Here is a 16712-nt window from a genome sequence, read left to right on the forward strand (position 1 = left end):
CTCTAGTTGCCAACGCAAAAACACCTCCAAGTTGTCCTCCACATCTTACGACATGGGGTCTTTCACTTGAAGGTGTTTTAATTTGTCTCACGTTATGGGGTCAGTCCCATATAGCAAGGTTAGGCTCTTTTTTTGTTTTAAACCACACGATAATCTGTGCTTTTGCTACCGATAAACAACTCTATTTTTCAATATGAACTTATTATTGATACTAATTTAATTACTTTATTTTCACGATTTCTGAAGACAGCTTTATCTATTTGAGGTTTTTTATGGGTGTACGTGCGGAAGGTATGGAAAGTCTGGAGAATGTTTGGGGAATAGTACTTCATTATGAACAGTAATGGAGCGTAGAGGAATGAAAGTATTATCCATGATTCAACCGTGGGCGACTCTGCTTGTCCAAGACGAGACTCTCTATGAAACAAGATCCTGGAAGACCCGGTATCGCGGTCCGTTGGCCATTCATGCAAGCCAGAAAGTCGATAAGAAGGCCTGCAAATATGAACCCATCCGTTCTTTACTCGCCAAGAATGGCTATACGGAACAAAACCTCCCTACGGGGGTTATCCTTGCAACTTGCGAGCTTACGAATTGTTATCAAGTCATCGACGCTAATCATACGTCAGCCATTCTGGATTGCGGGAAGGTCGTGACGGGGGATGATTTCCTGTTAGGCGATTACAGTCCAGGTTATTTTGCGTGGGAAATAGCGGGTTTCCGTCTGCTGAAGCCCTATATTCCAGTGAAGGGAAAACTGGGACTATGGGATTATCCGATAGGCGAAGAGTTAATGATATGACCTATGTAAACAATCAATTAATGGAGGTTCTGACTTGACCAATCACTTACTCTGCAGTCTCCCTTAAGGTAAGCCGGCAGGGCTACTACGACTGGCTAAAGCGTCGTAAAAGCAACCGCGTCATCGATAGCGAAATTCTTATCGACGATATCCGTAATGCCGCGAAAATCGCGACCTTTTTTATTTATGGGATCAAGTTCTTGTCAAAACCAGATGACAAGAACTTGATCCCATTTCCGCAATTTCTCGTAACGCAACCTAGCCTTTAGGCTGTGCCTGAATCTTGCGGGCGACCCGCTGACCGAGCCCGGCATCTGCTTGGGTGAGGTAGCCGAGTACGAACGTTTGCGTGCCGGGAGAGACAGTAGCCAGATTGGCACCCAGGTTATCGACGAGATGCTCCTGCTGAATTGGCGGAAGCGCCCTATAATACTGACCAGCCTGCGTAAAATCATCCTGCTTCGGGATATCGGATCGCGTCAGGCGTCCTTCAACAAATCTCCCGTTGCCGCTGGTGATCTGCGAGTCAGGCGTCCAGTTCAACTGATGATTAATCGGAATGCTACGGAAATCCGGTCCAAGCCGCCGCCGCTGCGAATCTGAGTAAATATTGGCGCGGCCTTGCAGCATTTTATCGTCGGATAGTTCAGCGCCTTCCAGCAGGTTGGATGGGGAGAACGCGAGTTTCTCCACTTGCTCCTTATAATTGCTCGGATTGCGGTTCAAGACCAGCTTCCCGACCGGGAGCAGCGGGTACTGCCGTTCATCCCACAGCTTCGTATCGTCTAGCGGATCATAAGGGAGGGCGGCCTCGTCTTGGGGGTTCATCAGCTGCACGTAGAGCCCGTATTCAATCGTCTTGCCAGCGTGCAACGTGTCATACAAGTCTTGCGCGGCATAATCCGGATTCTCACCTGCGAGCCTGGCCGCTTCACTGCTGTCAATATACTGCGTGCCGGCGAGAGGCAGCCAATGATATTTGACGTAGCTTCGGAAACCTTGCGCGTTGACCCAGACGTATGTATTGACGCTGTGGCCCGGAATATGGCGCAGACTCTTGGCCGTGCCCGCGTCGGAGAAGAGCCAGAGGATAAGATGGGTCGCTTCCGGCGCACGGGCGATGAAGTTCCAGAAAATTTCCGGGTTAATGAGGTTGTTGACGGGCGACGGCGAGAGCGCTTTAACCGCTTCCGGGAAACGGACGGCGTCCCTGACTAGGAACACGGGGATATGATTGAAGACCAGATCGAACACGCCATGATCCGTATAGAACTTTGTGGCGAAGCCACGTATGTTTCGGGACGTATCCGGCGTGCCTTTGTTACTGACGGCCAGCGAAAATCTCACCGTGACAGGGACTTGCTGTCCCGGCTGCTGCAGAAAACAAAGCTTCGTGTGCGCCGACATGGCATGCGTCGTCTGAAAGTAGCCGAACGCGCCGCAGCCTTTGACGTGCACGGGCCTTTCCAGCATGGTCGAATGCACGAATGTCTCCAGCGTTTCATGCAGCAGGCTGTCCTGTTCGAGGACGGGGCCTCGTTCGCCAACCGTTTGCGAGTGCTGGGCAGGCCGAGTCTGGCCCGGCCTGTTATCCGGGCGATGGTCATTATTCTCGTTCATCCCTCTACCTCCTTTGGGTATATAGAAAGGTATGAGGAGGGATGCTTTTGCATGATTGAAGAACGACAGAAATATTGTTCTTGTCATCCGACAGAAACTCACAAAAATATGCCCAATTGGCAGCGGGATGGGCGGACTGCCGCTCTCCGTTAACGGACGCCCTTTAGAGGAATACGGCATGGTCCAACAGATTCTTTTGTAAGAGGACAAGAACATAGATTCCGCGTAAAACGCGGTTTTTTTATTATAGATACAACTTCTTGTCCTTTTAAAAAGACAAGAAGTTGTATTGTTTTCCAATAATGGACAGTAAGATGATACCTTCTCCGTAGTTACTAAACGATACAGATTGTTGGTTACGAAGGAGTTGCTTACAAATAAGGAAGACCGGGAAAATCCAACTTTAGACAGATACCTTAAAGCAATGCTGGGATGGATACGGGATATGGATGGTTACTATTCAAACACCAACCAGACCATTCCTGAACAACCAACCTGGAAGGTTTTTGCTGATATTTTATATGCAGCTAAAATATACGAATAACTAAGGGATAAAATTGCACTTCGAAGAACACGCCGGTCGGCGGAGAAGCTTTGGACAATCAGCGAAGAACTTTTGCACATGAGCCATCGTGAATTGAACTAATAATGATTAACTTGGTCAGTTGGGGGAGACTATAAAATTAGAACAGTCGAGTAGGAAACACAGAGTGCATTTAAGAAACAGTGACAAATCTATTGGATCATTTATTCTAAAAAAGGACAGCCCAGATTTATTTTGGCTGTCCTTTTAAAATGATGACAAGGGACAAATAAATATGCCGCTGCGTGTCTACAATCGGCGGTGAGTTGACTGTTAATAGGATCGGGTAAGGCGCCATGCAACTGACCGGACCTAAGGTCTGGGGCGAATACCCTGATCGGAATAAAGGGATCGCGTTGTTGCGGGAGGTTATCAATCAAGGCGTCAATTTCATTGATACAGCCGACGTGTATGGTCCTCACTCTAACGAGGAGCTAATCCGCGAGGCTTTGCACCCTTATCCGAAGAACCTGGTAATCGCCACTAAAGGTGGCTTTGTGCGGGGCGGTCCCGAGTATGCCGATATGAGTGCCGTGGGTAACCGGCATTATTTACGTCAATGTGCATACATGAGTATGAGGCGTTTAGGGATCGGCCACATCGACCTTTATTACTTGCATACGCCGACGATGACTGACACGCCCTTCGAAGAAATCGTCGAGACCTTTGCCGGAATGCGTAAGGATGGTCTGATCCGGCATATTGGCCTGTCTAACGTCAGTACCGACCAACTCCGAATTGCGATGGGCATTACCGATATTGCCGCCGTTACGGTCACTATTACATTGGTACCCGGCTTAGTGCGGAGTTGATCAAGGTAACAGAAGGAGCCGGAACCGTCTTCTCGCCGTGGCACCCGGCCTCCGTGCCATCAGGTGATGAGGGCAAACGATTTCGTGATGCCTTGGACCCCATTGCTCAGAAACATGACGTAACGGTTCAGCAACTCGCGTTGTCTTGGCAGCTGCATCGCTCTTCGCGGATACTGCCAATCCCAGGGACGACGAGCATCGATCATCTCAAGGAGAATCTCGCAGCTGCTAGCATTCGCTTATCGCCGGAAGAGATCAACGCAATCACCAGTTTAGTCCCCGGATAAGTCGGGTAAGGCAAGCCTATTGAATCAAATGGATGCCGCGCCGTAAAGTGAAAATAAGAAAGCGAAGGGGAAATGTGATCCCGTCGCTTTTTTTAGTTATGAATGTGAAAAACAGAATAGCAAAGAGTAACTAACGCGGTGACTATTGACGGCGAACTCTGACAAGGCGATTGCCGAAATGAAAGCGACGACTAATCCAGTAATTAAAGATCCTGCTTTTGTTTTGAGGCAGTTTCTTTTTGAGAGTAGATTGCCGCCGCAGTACTCCATTACGTGTTAGAAACTGGTTTTCTCTTGCCAATGTTATTTGAAGTAGTTGTCGATCTGCTCTTGAGCTGCTTTCATAATCGTATCCATGCCGGCTGCCTTCAGCTCCGAAATGATCTTCGGAACGGTCTTCTCCGGGTCAGATGCGCCTGTCATCAGCTCGTAGCGGTATTTGTCCCAAACGGCTTTCGTGTTAGATACTTCTGTACTTAGCTTACTGATATCAAGCGCAAAGCCCAGGCTCGTAGAAGAAATAGCTTGGTCGTTCAGCTTGCGCACTTGATCCCATTGATCGACAGGAGCGCCTTTGGTAACCGCCATATCGAAGAATGTACCCTGCGTATAAGCAGCGAGCGGCCATGTATCTGATATACGCTCGACTACTTTCTCGCCGTCTACATTCTTATAGTCGACGCCAAGCTCTCCGAATGCCAGCATGTTGCGCAGCTTTGGATCCGTGTTCACCAATTGCAAATATTTGAGCGCTTCCTTCTTGTACTTGGAGTTCGCGGAGATCGCGTTCAAAGAACCTTGAATCGTGCTTGTTGTGTAGATCGGCCCGAAGATCGGGAACATATCGTACTTCGCGACGCCTTCATTGATCTGCCAGCTCGCTTCAGCTCCTGGGAACGCTTGTGCAGCGAAGAAAGGACGTCCTTTGTCCGCTTCTGTCTTCGTCGGTGCATCCGGATTGATAATGCCGTCTTGGTACCACTTATGCAGCAGCTTCAGATCGTTCATTACCTCTTGGTCCTCGAGTACGGAGACCACTTTGCGGGAAGCATCGTCGACTTTCACACCGATTGGCGGCAGACCGAGCGTCATATCGTCATAGCGGTTGAAGAAGCCGTTAAAGCCATCGCCTTGCGTAAGAGGCAATGGATAAAAGCTCTTGCCTTCGCCAGCTTTAATATCGTGCAGTGGCTTGTCCAAGTCCTGCATAGTCTTGATGCTTGTGGTGTCGATCTTGTATTTCTGTACATACTTGTCATCGAACACCCAATACTGGGTCAACGAAGAATCTTTATACGTCGGTACGGAATAGATTTTGCCGCCAACCTTCGTTCCATCCCATACCTTCTGAGGAATGAGCTTGTAGAGATCCGGCGAATCGCTCTGAACGGAATCGGTAATGTCGGCAAAAGCGCCGATGTTTACTTGCTGGTTGTACTTGCTGTTGTTCGTGAACATAATGTCGAAGGGCTCGCCGGTGTTCACGATCGTGTTGATCTTCGTGTCCCAGTCGCCCCAGCTTGCGACCTTGATGTCGACCTTCACGCCGATCTTCTCGGCCGTGTAGTCATTCATGGCTGCGATCGCCTTGTCGAAGTTCGAAGGCGTTTGACCGCCAATCGTCCACCATACCAGCGTAGGCGCTTCGCCGCCTGCTGGATTGTTGGCGTTCTGGTTACTTGGCGCATTGTTTGAATCGTTCGTACTCTTCGAACCGCAACCAGCGAGTGAAGTTGTCAGGAGAGCAGCCGTACTAAGGACAAGCAAGTGTTTCAATGTCTTTTTCACATCCATGGACCTCCCTGAATTGATTTATTTCATCTTGCATTAACCTTTCACAGCACCGACCGTTAGCCCAGATATAAAATACTTCTGGAAGAACGGGTAAGCGGCAGCAACAGGTAAGACAATGATAATCGCCACAGCCATGCGGGCGGATTCCTTCGGCATCGTCGCCACCAGCTCAGCGTAGCTAATGCCCAAGCTCGCAGCGTTCCTCGCCAGTGCGTCTACGTTGCTCATCAAGCTGTTCAGCAGCGCTTGCAGCGAGTACAGGTCTTGATTGTTGATATACAGCATGGATTGGAACCAGTCGTTCCAATACGAGAAGCAGAGGAACAGGCCAATGGTCGCGATAACCGGCAGCGAAATCGGCAGAATGATGGAGAAGAAGATGCGTAGTTGGCTAGCGCCGTCCATCTCCGCAGACTCGATTAATCCATCCGGTATGGTGCTTCTGAAGAACGTTTTGCAAATAATCACGTTGAAGGAGGAGACGGCCAGCGGCAGAATGAGAGCCCAAACCGTATCCTTGAGCCCGAGCAGGGTCGAGTTGATGTAGTAGCTGGACACCAGCCCTCCGTTGAATACCATGGGAATGAACACGATCCATGTCAACAGCCCATTCAGCTTATAGTTAGGTCTGGAAATGACATAACCCATTGAAGTAGTAAGCAGGATGCCAAGCACAGTGCCGACAACCGTAACGAGTACAGATACTCCGAGTGCGCGAGAGATCAGCTTCCCTTGCTGCAAGATATAGTGGTACGCCTCTCCCGAGAGAGCCCTGGGAATAATGTGGTATCCCGTTTGCCGAATGGAATCTTCGCTGGAGATCGAGACCGACAAAACCACTAGGACGGGCACCAGGCAAACCAACGCTATCAGAATAAAGATGATATGGAAAACGACGTTCATAACACCGCTGATCCGGTTGAATTTATCGAGACCGGACTCAAAATGTGCTTTCGATGACATTGCTTTCGCTCCTCCTTACATCATGGCGCTGTCCGGATCAACACGGCGGACGATCCAGTTAGCGATTAGAATGGTCGCGCATCCGAGCACGGATTGCAAGAAAGCGGAAGCCGAGGCCATGCCTACCGTAGCGGTCTTGAGCTGCTTATAGACGAGCACGTCAACAGTTGTCGTCACGTTGAACAGCGAGTTGGAATCCCGCGGGACTTGGAAGAATAACCCAAAGTCCGTGTAGAAAATACGGCCGACCGACAGGATGAACATCATCACGATAACCAGCTTCATAAGCGGCAGCGTAATGTATTTCGTCTGCTGCCACTTCGATGCGCCGTCAATAACGGCGGCCTCGTAGTAGGTGCTATCGATGCCGGTAATCGTTGCCAAGTAGACGACCATGCCGTAGCCTAGACCTTTCCACATGTTCATAAATACGAGAAGGTACGGCCAGTATTTGGCCTCCATATACCAGTTGACCGGATCCTTGCCAAGGTCGGCCAGAAACTGATTGGCAATCCCTTTATCGAAGCTGAGGAACGCCCAGATCACCGCGGATACGACGACCCAGGACAAGAAGTAAGGCAGGAACATCAACGTTTGATACACTTTGCCGGCCTTGCGGCTGTGCAGCTGACCGACCATCAGCGCTAAGGAGACTGGTACTACGATACCGAGAATAATGAACACGGTATTGTAGCCCAGCGTGTTGCGGATGACGATCCAGGCATCGTTTGACTTAAACAGAAACTCGAAGTTATCAAAGCCGGACCACTTGCTGTGCACGATGTTACTTATGAAGCCCCCATGTATTTTGAAATCCTTAAAGGCTATGATGATGCCGAACATCGGCAAGAAACAGAACAGAATGTACCAGACCGTTGTCGGCAAAGCCAGAAGCGTCAGCTCGGTATCCTGCGTTCGCCAGCGTGTTCGCAAATGTCTGCGCTTGCTCTTTGTCTCCATGTGATTCACTCCCTTCCATGATCAATCTCCTTGTATTCGTAACGTGCAAGCCACAATTATTTTCATTCAATCTTAAACTGCCTTGCCTTATTTACACAGTAATAACGATCCTTTCACTTTAGATAAAATTAACTTTTATGTTTTTTTCTATTCATCATTCAATATCGATTGCCAATTCAATCGTTGACGTCACTGCGCCTATCGAGCACGCCATGTATGATTTTGACTAAAAAAGAACGTTCATTTAGATACTGTTTGTGAAGCTCATCCAGGCAAAAACCAGCCGAAGCAAAGAGGCCGTATAACCGAGAGAGAACTAGCTGATGATGAATGGATGTGAATGGTGGCTTTTTATAAAATCAGTAGGCGCGATAGGGGTGCTAGCTACAGGGCCAATCGTTCTCGCCTACCCGATTTTACGTTAAAGAGTAACGTCGTTATTGAATAGAGAGGGAGATACAACGAAACATGGAACAATTCAGATTACCTAAAATCGACATGCCGGCTCTTCAGTTGCCGCAATCCATTCAGGACGTGCTCGCTGAAGCAGAGACAAGACTAGCGCATCGGCCTAAGCTGCTGCGGCTGTTCAAGAACTGTTTTCCGAACACGCTGGAGACGACGACTAAGCTGCTTGAACACGGAACGACGTTCGTCATCACAGGGGATATTCCTGCGATGTGGCTGCGCGATTCCGTAGAGCAAGTGATGCATTACGTGCCGTTCGCCAAAGAAGATGCCGATTTGCAGCGAATCATCAATGGGCTGATTATGCTTCATATGCGCAATATCGCCATCGATCCATATGCGAACGCGTTTAACGAAATGGCGAACGACTGGCATTGGAACACCGACGATAAGACCGATATGTCGCCGTGGGTATGGGAGCGTAAATTCGAGCTTGACTCTATCTGCTTCTCGATGCGTCTTGCTTTTGCCTATTGGAAAGAAACAGGTCGTGCGGATATCTTCGACGCGGACTTCAAGATCGCGATGCGCGCGACGGTCGATCTCTGGAAACGGGAGCAGTTCCATTTCGAGCACTCCACTTACCGTTTCGAGCGTGACAATGGTATCAAACACGATACGCTCCAGAACGAAGGCCGCGGAATGCCTGTTAACTATACGGGGATGATCTGGTCAGGCTTCCGTCCGAGCGATGACGCCTGCGATTTTCATTACAACATTCCGGATAATATGTTTGCCGTCGTTACTCTAAGGCAAATGCGGGAAATCGCCGAGTTCGTCTTCCGCGACCTGTCGTTTGAAAAGGAGATGGCGAAGCTCGAGCGGGAAATCGACCACGGCATTCAGCTGTATGGCATTTACCGTCATCCTGATTACGGACCGATCTATGCGTACGAAACCGACGGGTATGGCAATCATTGCCTGATGGACGATGCTGGAACGCCTGGCCTTATTTCGATTCCGTATCTTGGTTACGTAAACGGCGATGATCTGATTTATCAGAATACACGCAGGTTTGCCCTCAGTAAAGACAACCCGTTCTATTACGAAGGCGCGGTGGCCCGCGGCATTGGCAGCCCGCATACGCCCCCGAACTATGTCTGGCATATGGCGTTGTCCATGCAAGGGCTGACGGCTTCCTCAGACGAGGAGAAGCTTGCGATGATAGCACTGCTGGAAGCGACGGATGGAGGCACCGGTTATATGCACGAGGGCTTCCATTCGGATGATCCGAGCGTATTTACGCGTAAATGGTTTGCTTGGTCCAACAGCTTGTTCTCACAATTGGTGTACAAGGCGATGAAAGCGGGGCTGCTCGATGGCTAATTTTGCGACTCAAATGACTCCATTGACAATTTCGGTTTGCGCCAAAACCATTGTTTTCTTCGACGGCGCCTTTCCTGCCGCCGCTGTCGTGAGCGATAAGAGATACGAGAGGCTTAAGTCATAAAGAACGGAACAAGGAAGGGTGACATTCATCTTGATGAACGCAAATAAAAGAAGAACGGCGCAGATTATCTCCCATACCCATTGGGACCGTGAATGGTATTTGCCTTACGAGAAGCATCACGTCCGGTTGATTACGCTCATGGATACATTGATGGACACGCTGGAGAACAATGCGGAGTATCGGAGCTTCCACCTCGACGGCCAGACGATCATCATCGAGGATTATCTGCAGGTACGTCCCGACCGGCGCGAGCGCCTGGAGAAATGGATTCGCGAAGGCCGTATCCACATCGGGCCTTGGTACGTTCTGCAAGACGCGTTCCTGACGAGCAGCGAAGCGAATGTACGTAATCTGCAGATCGGGCATCAGGATGCCTCGTATTACGGTACGATCGCCAAGATTGGGTATTTTCCCGACACGTTCGGAATTATCGGTCAAGCACCTCAGCTCATGCAGCAGGCAGACATCGACAACACTGTGTTTGGCCGTGGCGTCAAGCCGACAGGCTTCAATAATATGGTATCGGATGCTGCGTATGAATCATCCTTCTCTGAGCTCGTATGGGAAGGGCCGGACGGCTCGCGTGTGCTCGGCATTTTATTTGCCAACTGGTACAGCAACGGGAACGAAGTGCCGGTGGACGAGGCGGAAGCCAAGGAATATTGGGATCGTAAGCTGGCCGACGCCGGCAAATACGCGTCAACGAGACAGCTGCTATTCATGAACGGCTGCGACCATCAACCGATCCAGACGGACTTGCCCGAAGCGATTCACGTGGCGAGCAAGCTATATCCGGACACAGATTTCGTCCATTCGAATTTCCCGGAATATCTGGCATCGCTGAAGTCGTCGTTGAACGACACGTCGCTGTCGGTCGTGCGGGGTGAACTGCGAAGCCAGCGGACGGACGGTTGGTCGACACTGGTGAACACGGCTTCGGCTAGGGTGTATTTGAAACAGATGAACCAAATCGGTCAGACGATGCTGGAGAAAGTCGCCGAGCCTCTCGCCGCACTCGCGCATGCGACGGGACAAGCCAAGTACCCGCATCATTTGTTGACATATGCTTGGAAGACGCTCATGCAGAACCACCCGCATGACAGCATTTGTGGCTGCAGCGTCGACGAAGTGCACCGCGAGATGGTCATTCGGTTCGACAAGAGCCGTCATGTCGCGGAGACGATAGTGGACGACAGTGCTCTTGCGCTTGCCGGCGCCGTCGATACGAGCGTGTTCACCATGTTCGGTCAGGAAGCGCTGCCGCTAATAGTGTTCAACACGACGGGCTGGAACCGCAGCGGCGTCGTGAAAGTCGAGCTAGACGTTGCGCGAGTCTATTTCCGGGAAGGTATCAGCCCGAACGAAATGATTCGCATGATGAAGGGCATAGCAATCACAGGGCGTACGCTCGTTGATTCTGAAGGCATCGCCGTCGCCTGCACAATGGAGGATCTCGGCCTGCAATTCGGCTACGACCTGCCGGAAGACAGGTTCCGCCAGCCGTATTGGGCGCGGCGCGTGAAGCTGACATTCGAAACGGCAGAGGTGCCGGCGCTCGGGTTAAAAGCCTACGCTTGGGTGCTTAATTCGTCTGACGCGCCGCAGGAGCCATCGCTTTTGACCGGATCGCGTTCGATGAGCAACGGGAATCTCGGCGTCGAAATTGCTGAGGACGGCACCTTGACGGTGACGGATTACAGAAGCGGACGTACTTACCGCGATCTGATGATTTATGAAGATGCCGGTGACATTGGCAACGAATACATGTTCAAGCAGCCGGATGGAGAGCCAGCGCTCACGACTAAAGGGATCACGGCGGAAATTCGCGTGACCGAGGACAGCGCCTACCGCGCAGCGTTCGAAATCGTACACCTTTGGTCAATTCCGGCCTCGGCCGACGAGCGGTTTGAGCAGGAGAAGCAAGAAGCCGTGTACTATCCGGAACGCAAAGCCGGACGGTCGACCGACTTCGTACCGTTCTCCATACGCACCATCGTCAGTCTGGAGCGTTCAGGCTCCGGCATAGGCATCAGCGTCACTATAGACAACCAGGCGAAGGATCACCGCGTTCGCGCACTGTTCCCGACGGACCTGATTGCCTCCGTACACCGTGCCGACACGATCTTCGAAGTCGCGGTTCGAGACAACGAACCGGCGGCCGAGTGGGAAAATCCGAGCAACGCACAGCATCAGCAGGCTTTTGCCGATGTCAGCGACGGGACGCAAGGACTCACCATTGCGAACAAAGGCTTGAACGAATACGAAGTGTTGCGTGATGGCCGCAATACGATTGCCGTCACCTTGCTTCGTTCCGTCGCTGAGCTAGGCGACTGGGGAGTCTTCCCAACGCCGGAAGCGCAGTGCCTAGGCATGCAGACAGCCGAGTTACTGATCCTTCCGCATCAAGGGGACGGCGCAGTATCTGGCGCGTATGCTTCGGCCTATCAATTCCAGACACCTTGGACTGCTGTGCAAACCGACATACACGATGGAGTGATCGCGCCGATTCATGCCTTCATGACTTGGAAGGGTGAAGGCATTGCCTTCTCCTCGGCGAAGATCTCGGCAGCATCCGGCGATCTGATGCTGCGCTGGTTCAATATGCGGCCGGAGGAAGCGATGCTTCAAGTTACTTCGAATGTCGGTGAGACCGTTATGGCGTACAAAAGCGACATACTTGAGCGTGCGTGTGAACGTGTGCAGCCGTTGGCTGGCCATACAAACGCTTCATTCGCGGCGGAGCTGGGACCGTGCGAGATTTATACAGCCGGCATCTCGTCTGCTACGAGTTAAAGGTATACACAAGATTTTATAATGGCGGCGACAAGTCATGGCTCGCATATCATATAGGGGTCAGCTTCGGATGCCTTTTTTTTGAAGGGTGGTAGGGTCTAATGCATCAGTCAGCATAAAGAAAGTCTATATTCATTTTGTCTAGGGACACAAATCCACCAACATAATTAATCGATTTAAAGCTTTAGGAAAATCAATGGAAGAAATCAATGACATAAACAAAAATATAATAGATAGAATATGCGGAGAAGGATTTGCACCGTTGAGTTCTACTGAGCTTAAAGCACTGACCGTCATTCGTATGTGCACAATCAACCCCCGAACAACTAAAGCAGATATTGATGAAACGATTCTCATGCTTGAACAGTTCGGATATGAAGCTATGTAAAGAGGTATAACAATGTTCGGTTAACGATATTTGTACAAGTGTTCGAAGACTGAGTTGAAGTCCGATTAACAATATTTCAGAAGTGGAGCGTTTGAAGCGAGGGGACAAAAACAATTGCAATCACAATTGAATACTAAGGGGAAAGCGCAGATCGCGCTTGGCCTTGTATCAGCACTGGTTGACTTTGCAGAAAAATACCCTTTGAAAAAAGACTGCCCACGAATGAGTCAGCCTTTTGGGGTTACCAGAACCTTGACTGAAGAGGGGATGTGGTAACATTACCGAATGATTACATTAGTACAACTGAAAATAGGCTGCCGATCATTAGTCGGTGGCCTGTTACGTTATCGGGAAAATGGAAATTTAAAGAAATTTATTGGGCTTTATATGGTAATATGGAAATAAAGGAATATTGGGAGTTGTCTTGCAAGAGGAATCTTCGGCTTTCTGTTATCTTCTTTTCATTGGCGGTTTTATATATTTATTTATCGTGGCAAAACTTCGAGTGAGGTCATTCAAAAAAACTAGCAATCAATAAACAAGAGTAAGCGAAATACGATCTTCGAAACCAACCCTGAATGTAAATTAATTTGAAAAGCCCTGAGGAAGGTATTAGTTTATTTATGAATGGGCGGCCAGAAGCGATGGTGAAAAACGAAGGTGTTGAAGTAGTCGTCGACCTGCGAGCCGAAGCAACGGAGTGCGCTTATCCAGAAGCCGATGTGAAGTGGATTCAGACATCAAGTTCTTGTCATCCGACACCCTGGGAGCTGGTGTAGGATCACAAGAACTTGATCTCATTAAAAGTCGCGAAAATCGCGGCTTTTTTTGTTTATGGGATCAAGTTCTTGTCAAAACCAAATGACAAGAACTTGATCCCATTCCCGAAATAGAAAAGAACTTGATCTCATTCCACACCATTATCCTTAGACATTCCTAACAGGTAAAATCTTTCGTTACCTACTTGTAACTGTTTCGTTACCTTTCTGTCATCACTTTCGAGGCTGGTCTAGGTAATATGAGGTTGTAAGCCACCTGTCACTTGTCTCCAAAAAAATAAGAGGTGAAATTCTATGTATTGAATTCAAATCGAAACACTCGAATAGATTGATCGGGTTAAACGAAAAGCTTTTGAGGAGGAAATGAACATGAAAAAGATAAACAAGGGAGTTGCAGCGTTGCTGCTGCTGATGGCTGTTGTCGCCGAATCCGTACCGGCTATCGTGTCCGCAAATAGAGCGAATCATGCTGAACAGGTAGTATCAATCGTTGCACAAACAGCGAATCAAGTTCACCAAACCGTCTATGAGAATACCCAATATGGCTTCCGTTTCACGCTGCCGGACAGTTGGAAAGGGTACACGATCGTAACGGACAAATGGAAAGGTTTGGATGCGACAGACGGTAAGGTCGCAGTAAGCGGCGCGTCCATCGGCATCCGCCATCCTGAATGGACAGCTGACAAGCCTAGACAGGACATCCCAATTTATGTCTTTACGATTGATCAATGGAACGCGCTTCAGCAGCAGAAATTTTTCATCGGCGCAGCGCCTGTGGGACCAAGCGAACTAACTCGCAATGACAAATATGTGTTCGCACTTCCGGCTCGATATAACTTTGCCTATCTTGATGGTTACCAAGAAGTAGAAGATATTTTGAAGAACAATCCCATTCAACCGATGTAATCGAATATAAAGAAAGAAGAATCCGCTGTAACAGCGGATTCTTCTTTTTCATGGCCGTTGAGATATTAAGTGAACGTATCGTCTACTTAATGTGTGGATATCAATATATAATGAACGGAGCGTTTTGTAAATATGTTGATTTCCGATATACTGAAGCCAAAGGATGGAAAGAGGGATTGATATGGCTCAAAAAGGACGCCCCAGAGATGTAAAGCTGCAGCATTTAATCTTATCCGTTTCGTATGAGCTATTGCTTCAAAACGGGTATGAAGCCGTTACTATAGAGAAAATCGCAGAGAAGGCGGGCGTAAGCAAAGCGACCATTTATAAATGGTGGCCGAACAAAGCAGCTGTCGTTGCGGATGGTTTCTTTGAAGCTGCAGCAAGTCAGATGCCCATACCGGACACCGGATCGGTTATGGAAGATATTATAATCTACGCGACTAATTTAGCTTCATTTATGGAGAGTAAAGAAGGTAACATAATTGCCGAATTAATTGGTCAAGGTCAGATGGATCAGTCATTGATGCAAGTATTCCGCGATTATTATGTAAAGTCAAGACGCTTGGAATCAGCGATGATTTTGACCAGAGGCATAGATCGCGGCGAACTCAACGACAAACTGGATTTAAATTCCAGTATTGATTTGATTTACGGGCCTTTATTTTATCGTTTGTTAATTTCGGGAGAAACATTTACTGCGGACAAAATTAAAGCCGTAATTTTGTTGGCGTTTAATGGGTTGAAGAATTTGGATGATGGTAGTATAGAAAGAAAATAAATTTTGGCGTTTGTGCGATGTCGAGTGACAAGAACATTTCGAGGCGGACGCAAAAGGGAGTTCGATTTATCAGTTCTTTCCCGTGGGCGTCGGATTCGCTATTGTCATGAAAGCCCTGCAAAACTTCTTCTAAACTTCCGGCTCAATCAACATCAAATTGATTATTCACAAAGGAGAGCCAAAACTCCTCTGCGAAGTAAACTTGTGGAGGAATTTCGGTGGCAAATAAATGTTATGCTGGGAGGGAATTTATAACAGTTGTCGAAACGATAGACTATCCAATCAAGGAGGAGTAGCCATGATTTATCAATTCATACCGCAGCTTTATTATAATACGATAGGCCAACATCCACCTATATTGACGATTCGGGATGGGGATACGGTCATAACGACGACGGTCGATGCGAGAGGCTGGGATAATAACGGCGAAAGCGCAGCTACACGAGGGAATCCAATGACAGGACCTTTCTATGTGGAAGAAGCGATGCCCGGTGATATGCTAGCGGTTAAATTCGAATCAATCACTCCGAACCGCGATTGGGCTTGGACTACCAACATGCTTGCCCCAGCAGTTATCGAACCATATGTTGCTGCTTCACTGCCGGCATCGGATATCGTGCGCTGGACGGTTGATGTTTCACAAGGGGTTGCTTATCTCAAGGAGCCATCGCCCGGGCTGGCTGAATTGAAGCTGCCTTTACGGCCTTTTCTAGGCTGTTTTGGTGTAGCACCTTCTAATGGTCAGTTCATCTCAACTGCTACGAGCGGCGAGTATGGCGGAAACATGGACTATAAAGGACTGGTCGCAGGCACTACAGTTTATTTTCCGGTGTCTTCCAAAGGTGCATTGTTTTATTTAGGTGATGGTCACGCCTTGCAAGGCGATGGGGAAATCATCGGTACAGGGCTCGAAATATCTATGGATGTTCGGTTTACAGTTAGCGTTCAAAAAGGAAAAAAAATAGGCTGGCCGAGAGGTGAAAACGATGCGCATTGGTTTTGTATCGGCAATGCACGGCCGCTTGACCAGGCGCTTCAACATGCAACGACCGAAATGTATCGACTGCTGCAGGAAGATTTCGGCATAACGTCTTCGGAAGCCAGCTTGTTGCTGGGTCAAGCAGTGGAATATGAAATTGCCAACATGTTTAACCCCGCCTACAGCGTAGTTTGCAAACTGCCGAAATCGGTCTTATCGCAATTAAATCGAGAAAAGTAAATTCAATAATTCAGAATGAGGCTGCCGATCTTTGGGAACTGATGTTTTATAACCCCACCCCAGCATTTCGGCTAAGGGTACAGCGGCGCAGCCATGTTCAACAATCA

The 16712-nt window shown here is 48.9% G+C and carries 15 protein-coding genes; 11 read left to right on the plus strand and 4 right to left on the minus strand.

Annotation, left to right across the window (positions count from 1 at the left end):
* The first annotated feature begins 358 nt into the window (after nt 1-358).
* Nucleotides 359-802 carry an ASCH domain-containing protein gene (locus AC50Y3_RS29730; RefSeq protein ID WP_494822269.1) on the plus strand — a complete coding sequence of 148 codons (444 nt, stop codon included), beginning with the start codon at nt 359-361 and terminating at the stop codon, nt 800-802.
* Nucleotides 803-1060: 258 nt separating this feature from the next.
* Here the strand turns inward: AC50Y3_RS29730 and AC50Y3_RS29735 are convergent, their stop codons facing one another.
* On the minus strand, nt 1061-2422 hold the full coding sequence (locus AC50Y3_RS29735) for a catalase (RefSeq protein WP_494822270.1): 1362 nt from the start codon (nt 2420-2422) through the stop codon (nt 1061-1063).
* 367 nt (nt 2423-2789) lie between these two features.
* Here AC50Y3_RS29735 and AC50Y3_RS29740 point away from each other — a divergent pair, with 367 nt between their 5' ends.
* The 3 genes from AC50Y3_RS29740 to AC50Y3_RS29750 all read left to right on the plus strand — a co-directional run bounded on the left by AC50Y3_RS29740 (nt 2790) and on the right by AC50Y3_RS29750 (nt 4104).
* Nucleotides 2790-2966, plus strand: a complete 177-nt coding sequence (locus AC50Y3_RS29740) for a DUF7660 family protein (RefSeq protein ID WP_494822304.1) — start codon at nt 2790-2792, stop codon at nt 2964-2966.
* Between the two features lie 335 nt (nt 2967-3301).
* A complete protein-coding gene (locus AC50Y3_RS29745) occupies nt 3302-3817 on the plus strand; it encodes an aldo/keto reductase (protein WP_494822271.1) in 516 nt (171 codons plus the stop codon).
* Nucleotides 3814-4104, plus strand: a complete 291-nt coding sequence (locus tag AC50Y3_RS29750; protein ID WP_494822272.1) for an aldo/keto reductase — start codon at nt 3814-3816, stop codon at nt 4102-4104. Before AC50Y3_RS29745 ends, AC50Y3_RS29750 begins: the two co-directional genes overlap by 4 nt.
* 303 nt (nt 4105-4407) lie before the next feature.
* On the opposite strand, the gene AC50Y3_RS29755 is transcribed toward AC50Y3_RS29750, so the two are convergent.
* Genes AC50Y3_RS29755 through AC50Y3_RS29765 form a run of 3 tightly spaced genes read right to left on the minus strand, consistent with a single transcriptional unit; the run spans nt 4408 to nt 7821 of the window.
* Nucleotides 4408-5892 (minus strand): ABC transporter substrate-binding protein, encoded by a 1485-nt coding sequence (locus AC50Y3_RS29755; RefSeq protein WP_494822273.1) that lies wholly within the window; start codon nt 5890-5892, stop codon nt 4408-4410.
* 39 nt (nt 5893-5931) lie between these two features.
* Complete coding sequence (locus AC50Y3_RS29760; protein WP_494822274.1) at nt 5932-6861, minus strand: carbohydrate ABC transporter permease; 930 nt, start codon at nt 6859-6861, stop codon at nt 5932-5934.
* Between the two features lie 15 nt (nt 6862-6876).
* Entirely contained in the window at nt 6877-7821 is a 945-nt protein-coding gene (locus AC50Y3_RS29765; RefSeq protein ID WP_494822275.1) for an ABC transporter permease, read from the minus strand.
* Nucleotides 7822-8289: 468 nt separating this feature from the next.
* Here AC50Y3_RS29765 and AC50Y3_RS29770 point away from each other — a divergent pair, with 468 nt between their 5' ends.
* From AC50Y3_RS29770 to AC50Y3_RS29800, 7 genes are all read left to right on the plus strand, one after another.
* Nucleotides 8290-9615: a glycoside hydrolase family 125 protein gene (locus AC50Y3_RS29770; protein WP_494822276.1), complete on the plus strand. Its 1326-nt coding sequence runs from the start codon at nt 8290-8292 to the stop codon at nt 9613-9615.
* A 157-nt stretch (nt 9616-9772) separates the two neighbouring features.
* Nucleotides 9773-12532, plus strand: coding sequence for an alpha-mannosidase (locus AC50Y3_RS29775; protein WP_494822277.1), 2760 nt, complete (start codon nt 9773-9775; stop codon nt 12530-12532).
* A gap of 196 nt (nt 12533-12728) precedes the next feature.
* On the plus strand, nt 12729-12920 hold the full coding sequence (locus AC50Y3_RS29780) for a hypothetical protein (RefSeq protein ID WP_494822278.1): 192 nt from the start codon (nt 12729-12731) through the stop codon (nt 12918-12920).
* Between the two features lie 623 nt (nt 12921-13543).
* Entirely contained in the window at nt 13544-13699 is a 156-nt protein-coding gene (locus AC50Y3_RS29785; protein ID WP_494822279.1) for a hypothetical protein, read from the plus strand.
* A 369-nt stretch (nt 13700-14068) separates the two neighbouring features.
* On the plus strand, nt 14069-14605 hold the full coding sequence (locus AC50Y3_RS29790; protein WP_494822280.1) for a hypothetical protein: 537 nt from the start codon (nt 14069-14071) through the stop codon (nt 14603-14605).
* A 181-nt stretch (nt 14606-14786) separates the two neighbouring features.
* Nucleotides 14787-15386 (plus strand): TetR/AcrR family transcriptional regulator, encoded by a 600-nt coding sequence (locus AC50Y3_RS29795; RefSeq protein ID WP_494822281.1) that lies wholly within the window; start codon nt 14787-14789, stop codon nt 15384-15386.
* 298 nt (nt 15387-15684) lie between these two features.
* Complete coding sequence (locus tag AC50Y3_RS29800; RefSeq protein ID WP_494822282.1) at nt 15685-16605, plus strand: acetamidase/formamidase family protein; 921 nt, start codon at nt 15685-15687, stop codon at nt 16603-16605.
* The last annotated feature ends 107 nt before the right edge of the window (nt 16606-16712 follow it).

Source organism: Paenibacillus sp. J22R98 (assembly GCF_059383835.1).

Excerpts from the sequence above, each read along its gene's own strand:
- AC50Y3_RS29730 (WP_494822269.1), top strand. The coding sequence starts at position 359 with ATGAAAGTATTATCCATGATTCAACCGTGGGCGACTCTGCTTGTCCAA.
- AC50Y3_RS29785 (WP_494822279.1), top strand. The coding sequence starts at position 13,544 with ATGAATGGGCGGCCAGAAGCGATGGTGAAAAACGAAGGTGTTGAAGTA.
- AC50Y3_RS29800 (WP_494822282.1), top strand. The coding sequence starts at position 15,685 with ATGATTTATCAATTCATACCGCAGCTTTATTATAATACGATAGGCCAA.
- AC50Y3_RS29765 (WP_494822275.1), bottom strand. The coding sequence starts at position 7,821 with ATGGAGACAAAGAGCAAGCGCAGACATTTGCGAACACGCTGGCGAACG.
- AC50Y3_RS29795 (WP_494822281.1), top strand. The coding sequence starts at position 14,787 with ATGGCTCAAAAAGGACGCCCCAGAGATGTAAAGCTGCAGCATTTAATC.
- AC50Y3_RS29770 (WP_494822276.1), top strand. The coding sequence starts at position 8,290 with ATGGAACAATTCAGATTACCTAAAATCGACATGCCGGCTCTTCAGTTG.
- AC50Y3_RS29735 (WP_494822270.1), bottom strand. The coding sequence starts at position 2,422 with ATGAACGAGAATAATGACCATCGCCCGGATAACAGGCCGGGCCAGACT.
- AC50Y3_RS29780 (WP_494822278.1), top strand. The coding sequence starts at position 12,729 with ATGGAAGAAATCAATGACATAAACAAAAATATAATAGATAGAATATGC.
- AC50Y3_RS29790 (WP_494822280.1), top strand. The coding sequence starts at position 14,069 with ATGAAAAAGATAAACAAGGGAGTTGCAGCGTTGCTGCTGCTGATGGCT.
- AC50Y3_RS29760 (WP_494822274.1), bottom strand. The coding sequence starts at position 6,861 with ATGTCATCGAAAGCACATTTTGAGTCCGGTCTCGATAAATTCAACCGG.
- AC50Y3_RS29775 (WP_494822277.1), top strand. The coding sequence starts at position 9,773 with ATGAACGCAAATAAAAGAAGAACGGCGCAGATTATCTCCCATACCCAT.
- AC50Y3_RS29745 (WP_494822271.1), top strand. The coding sequence starts at position 3,302 with ATGCAACTGACCGGACCTAAGGTCTGGGGCGAATACCCTGATCGGAAT.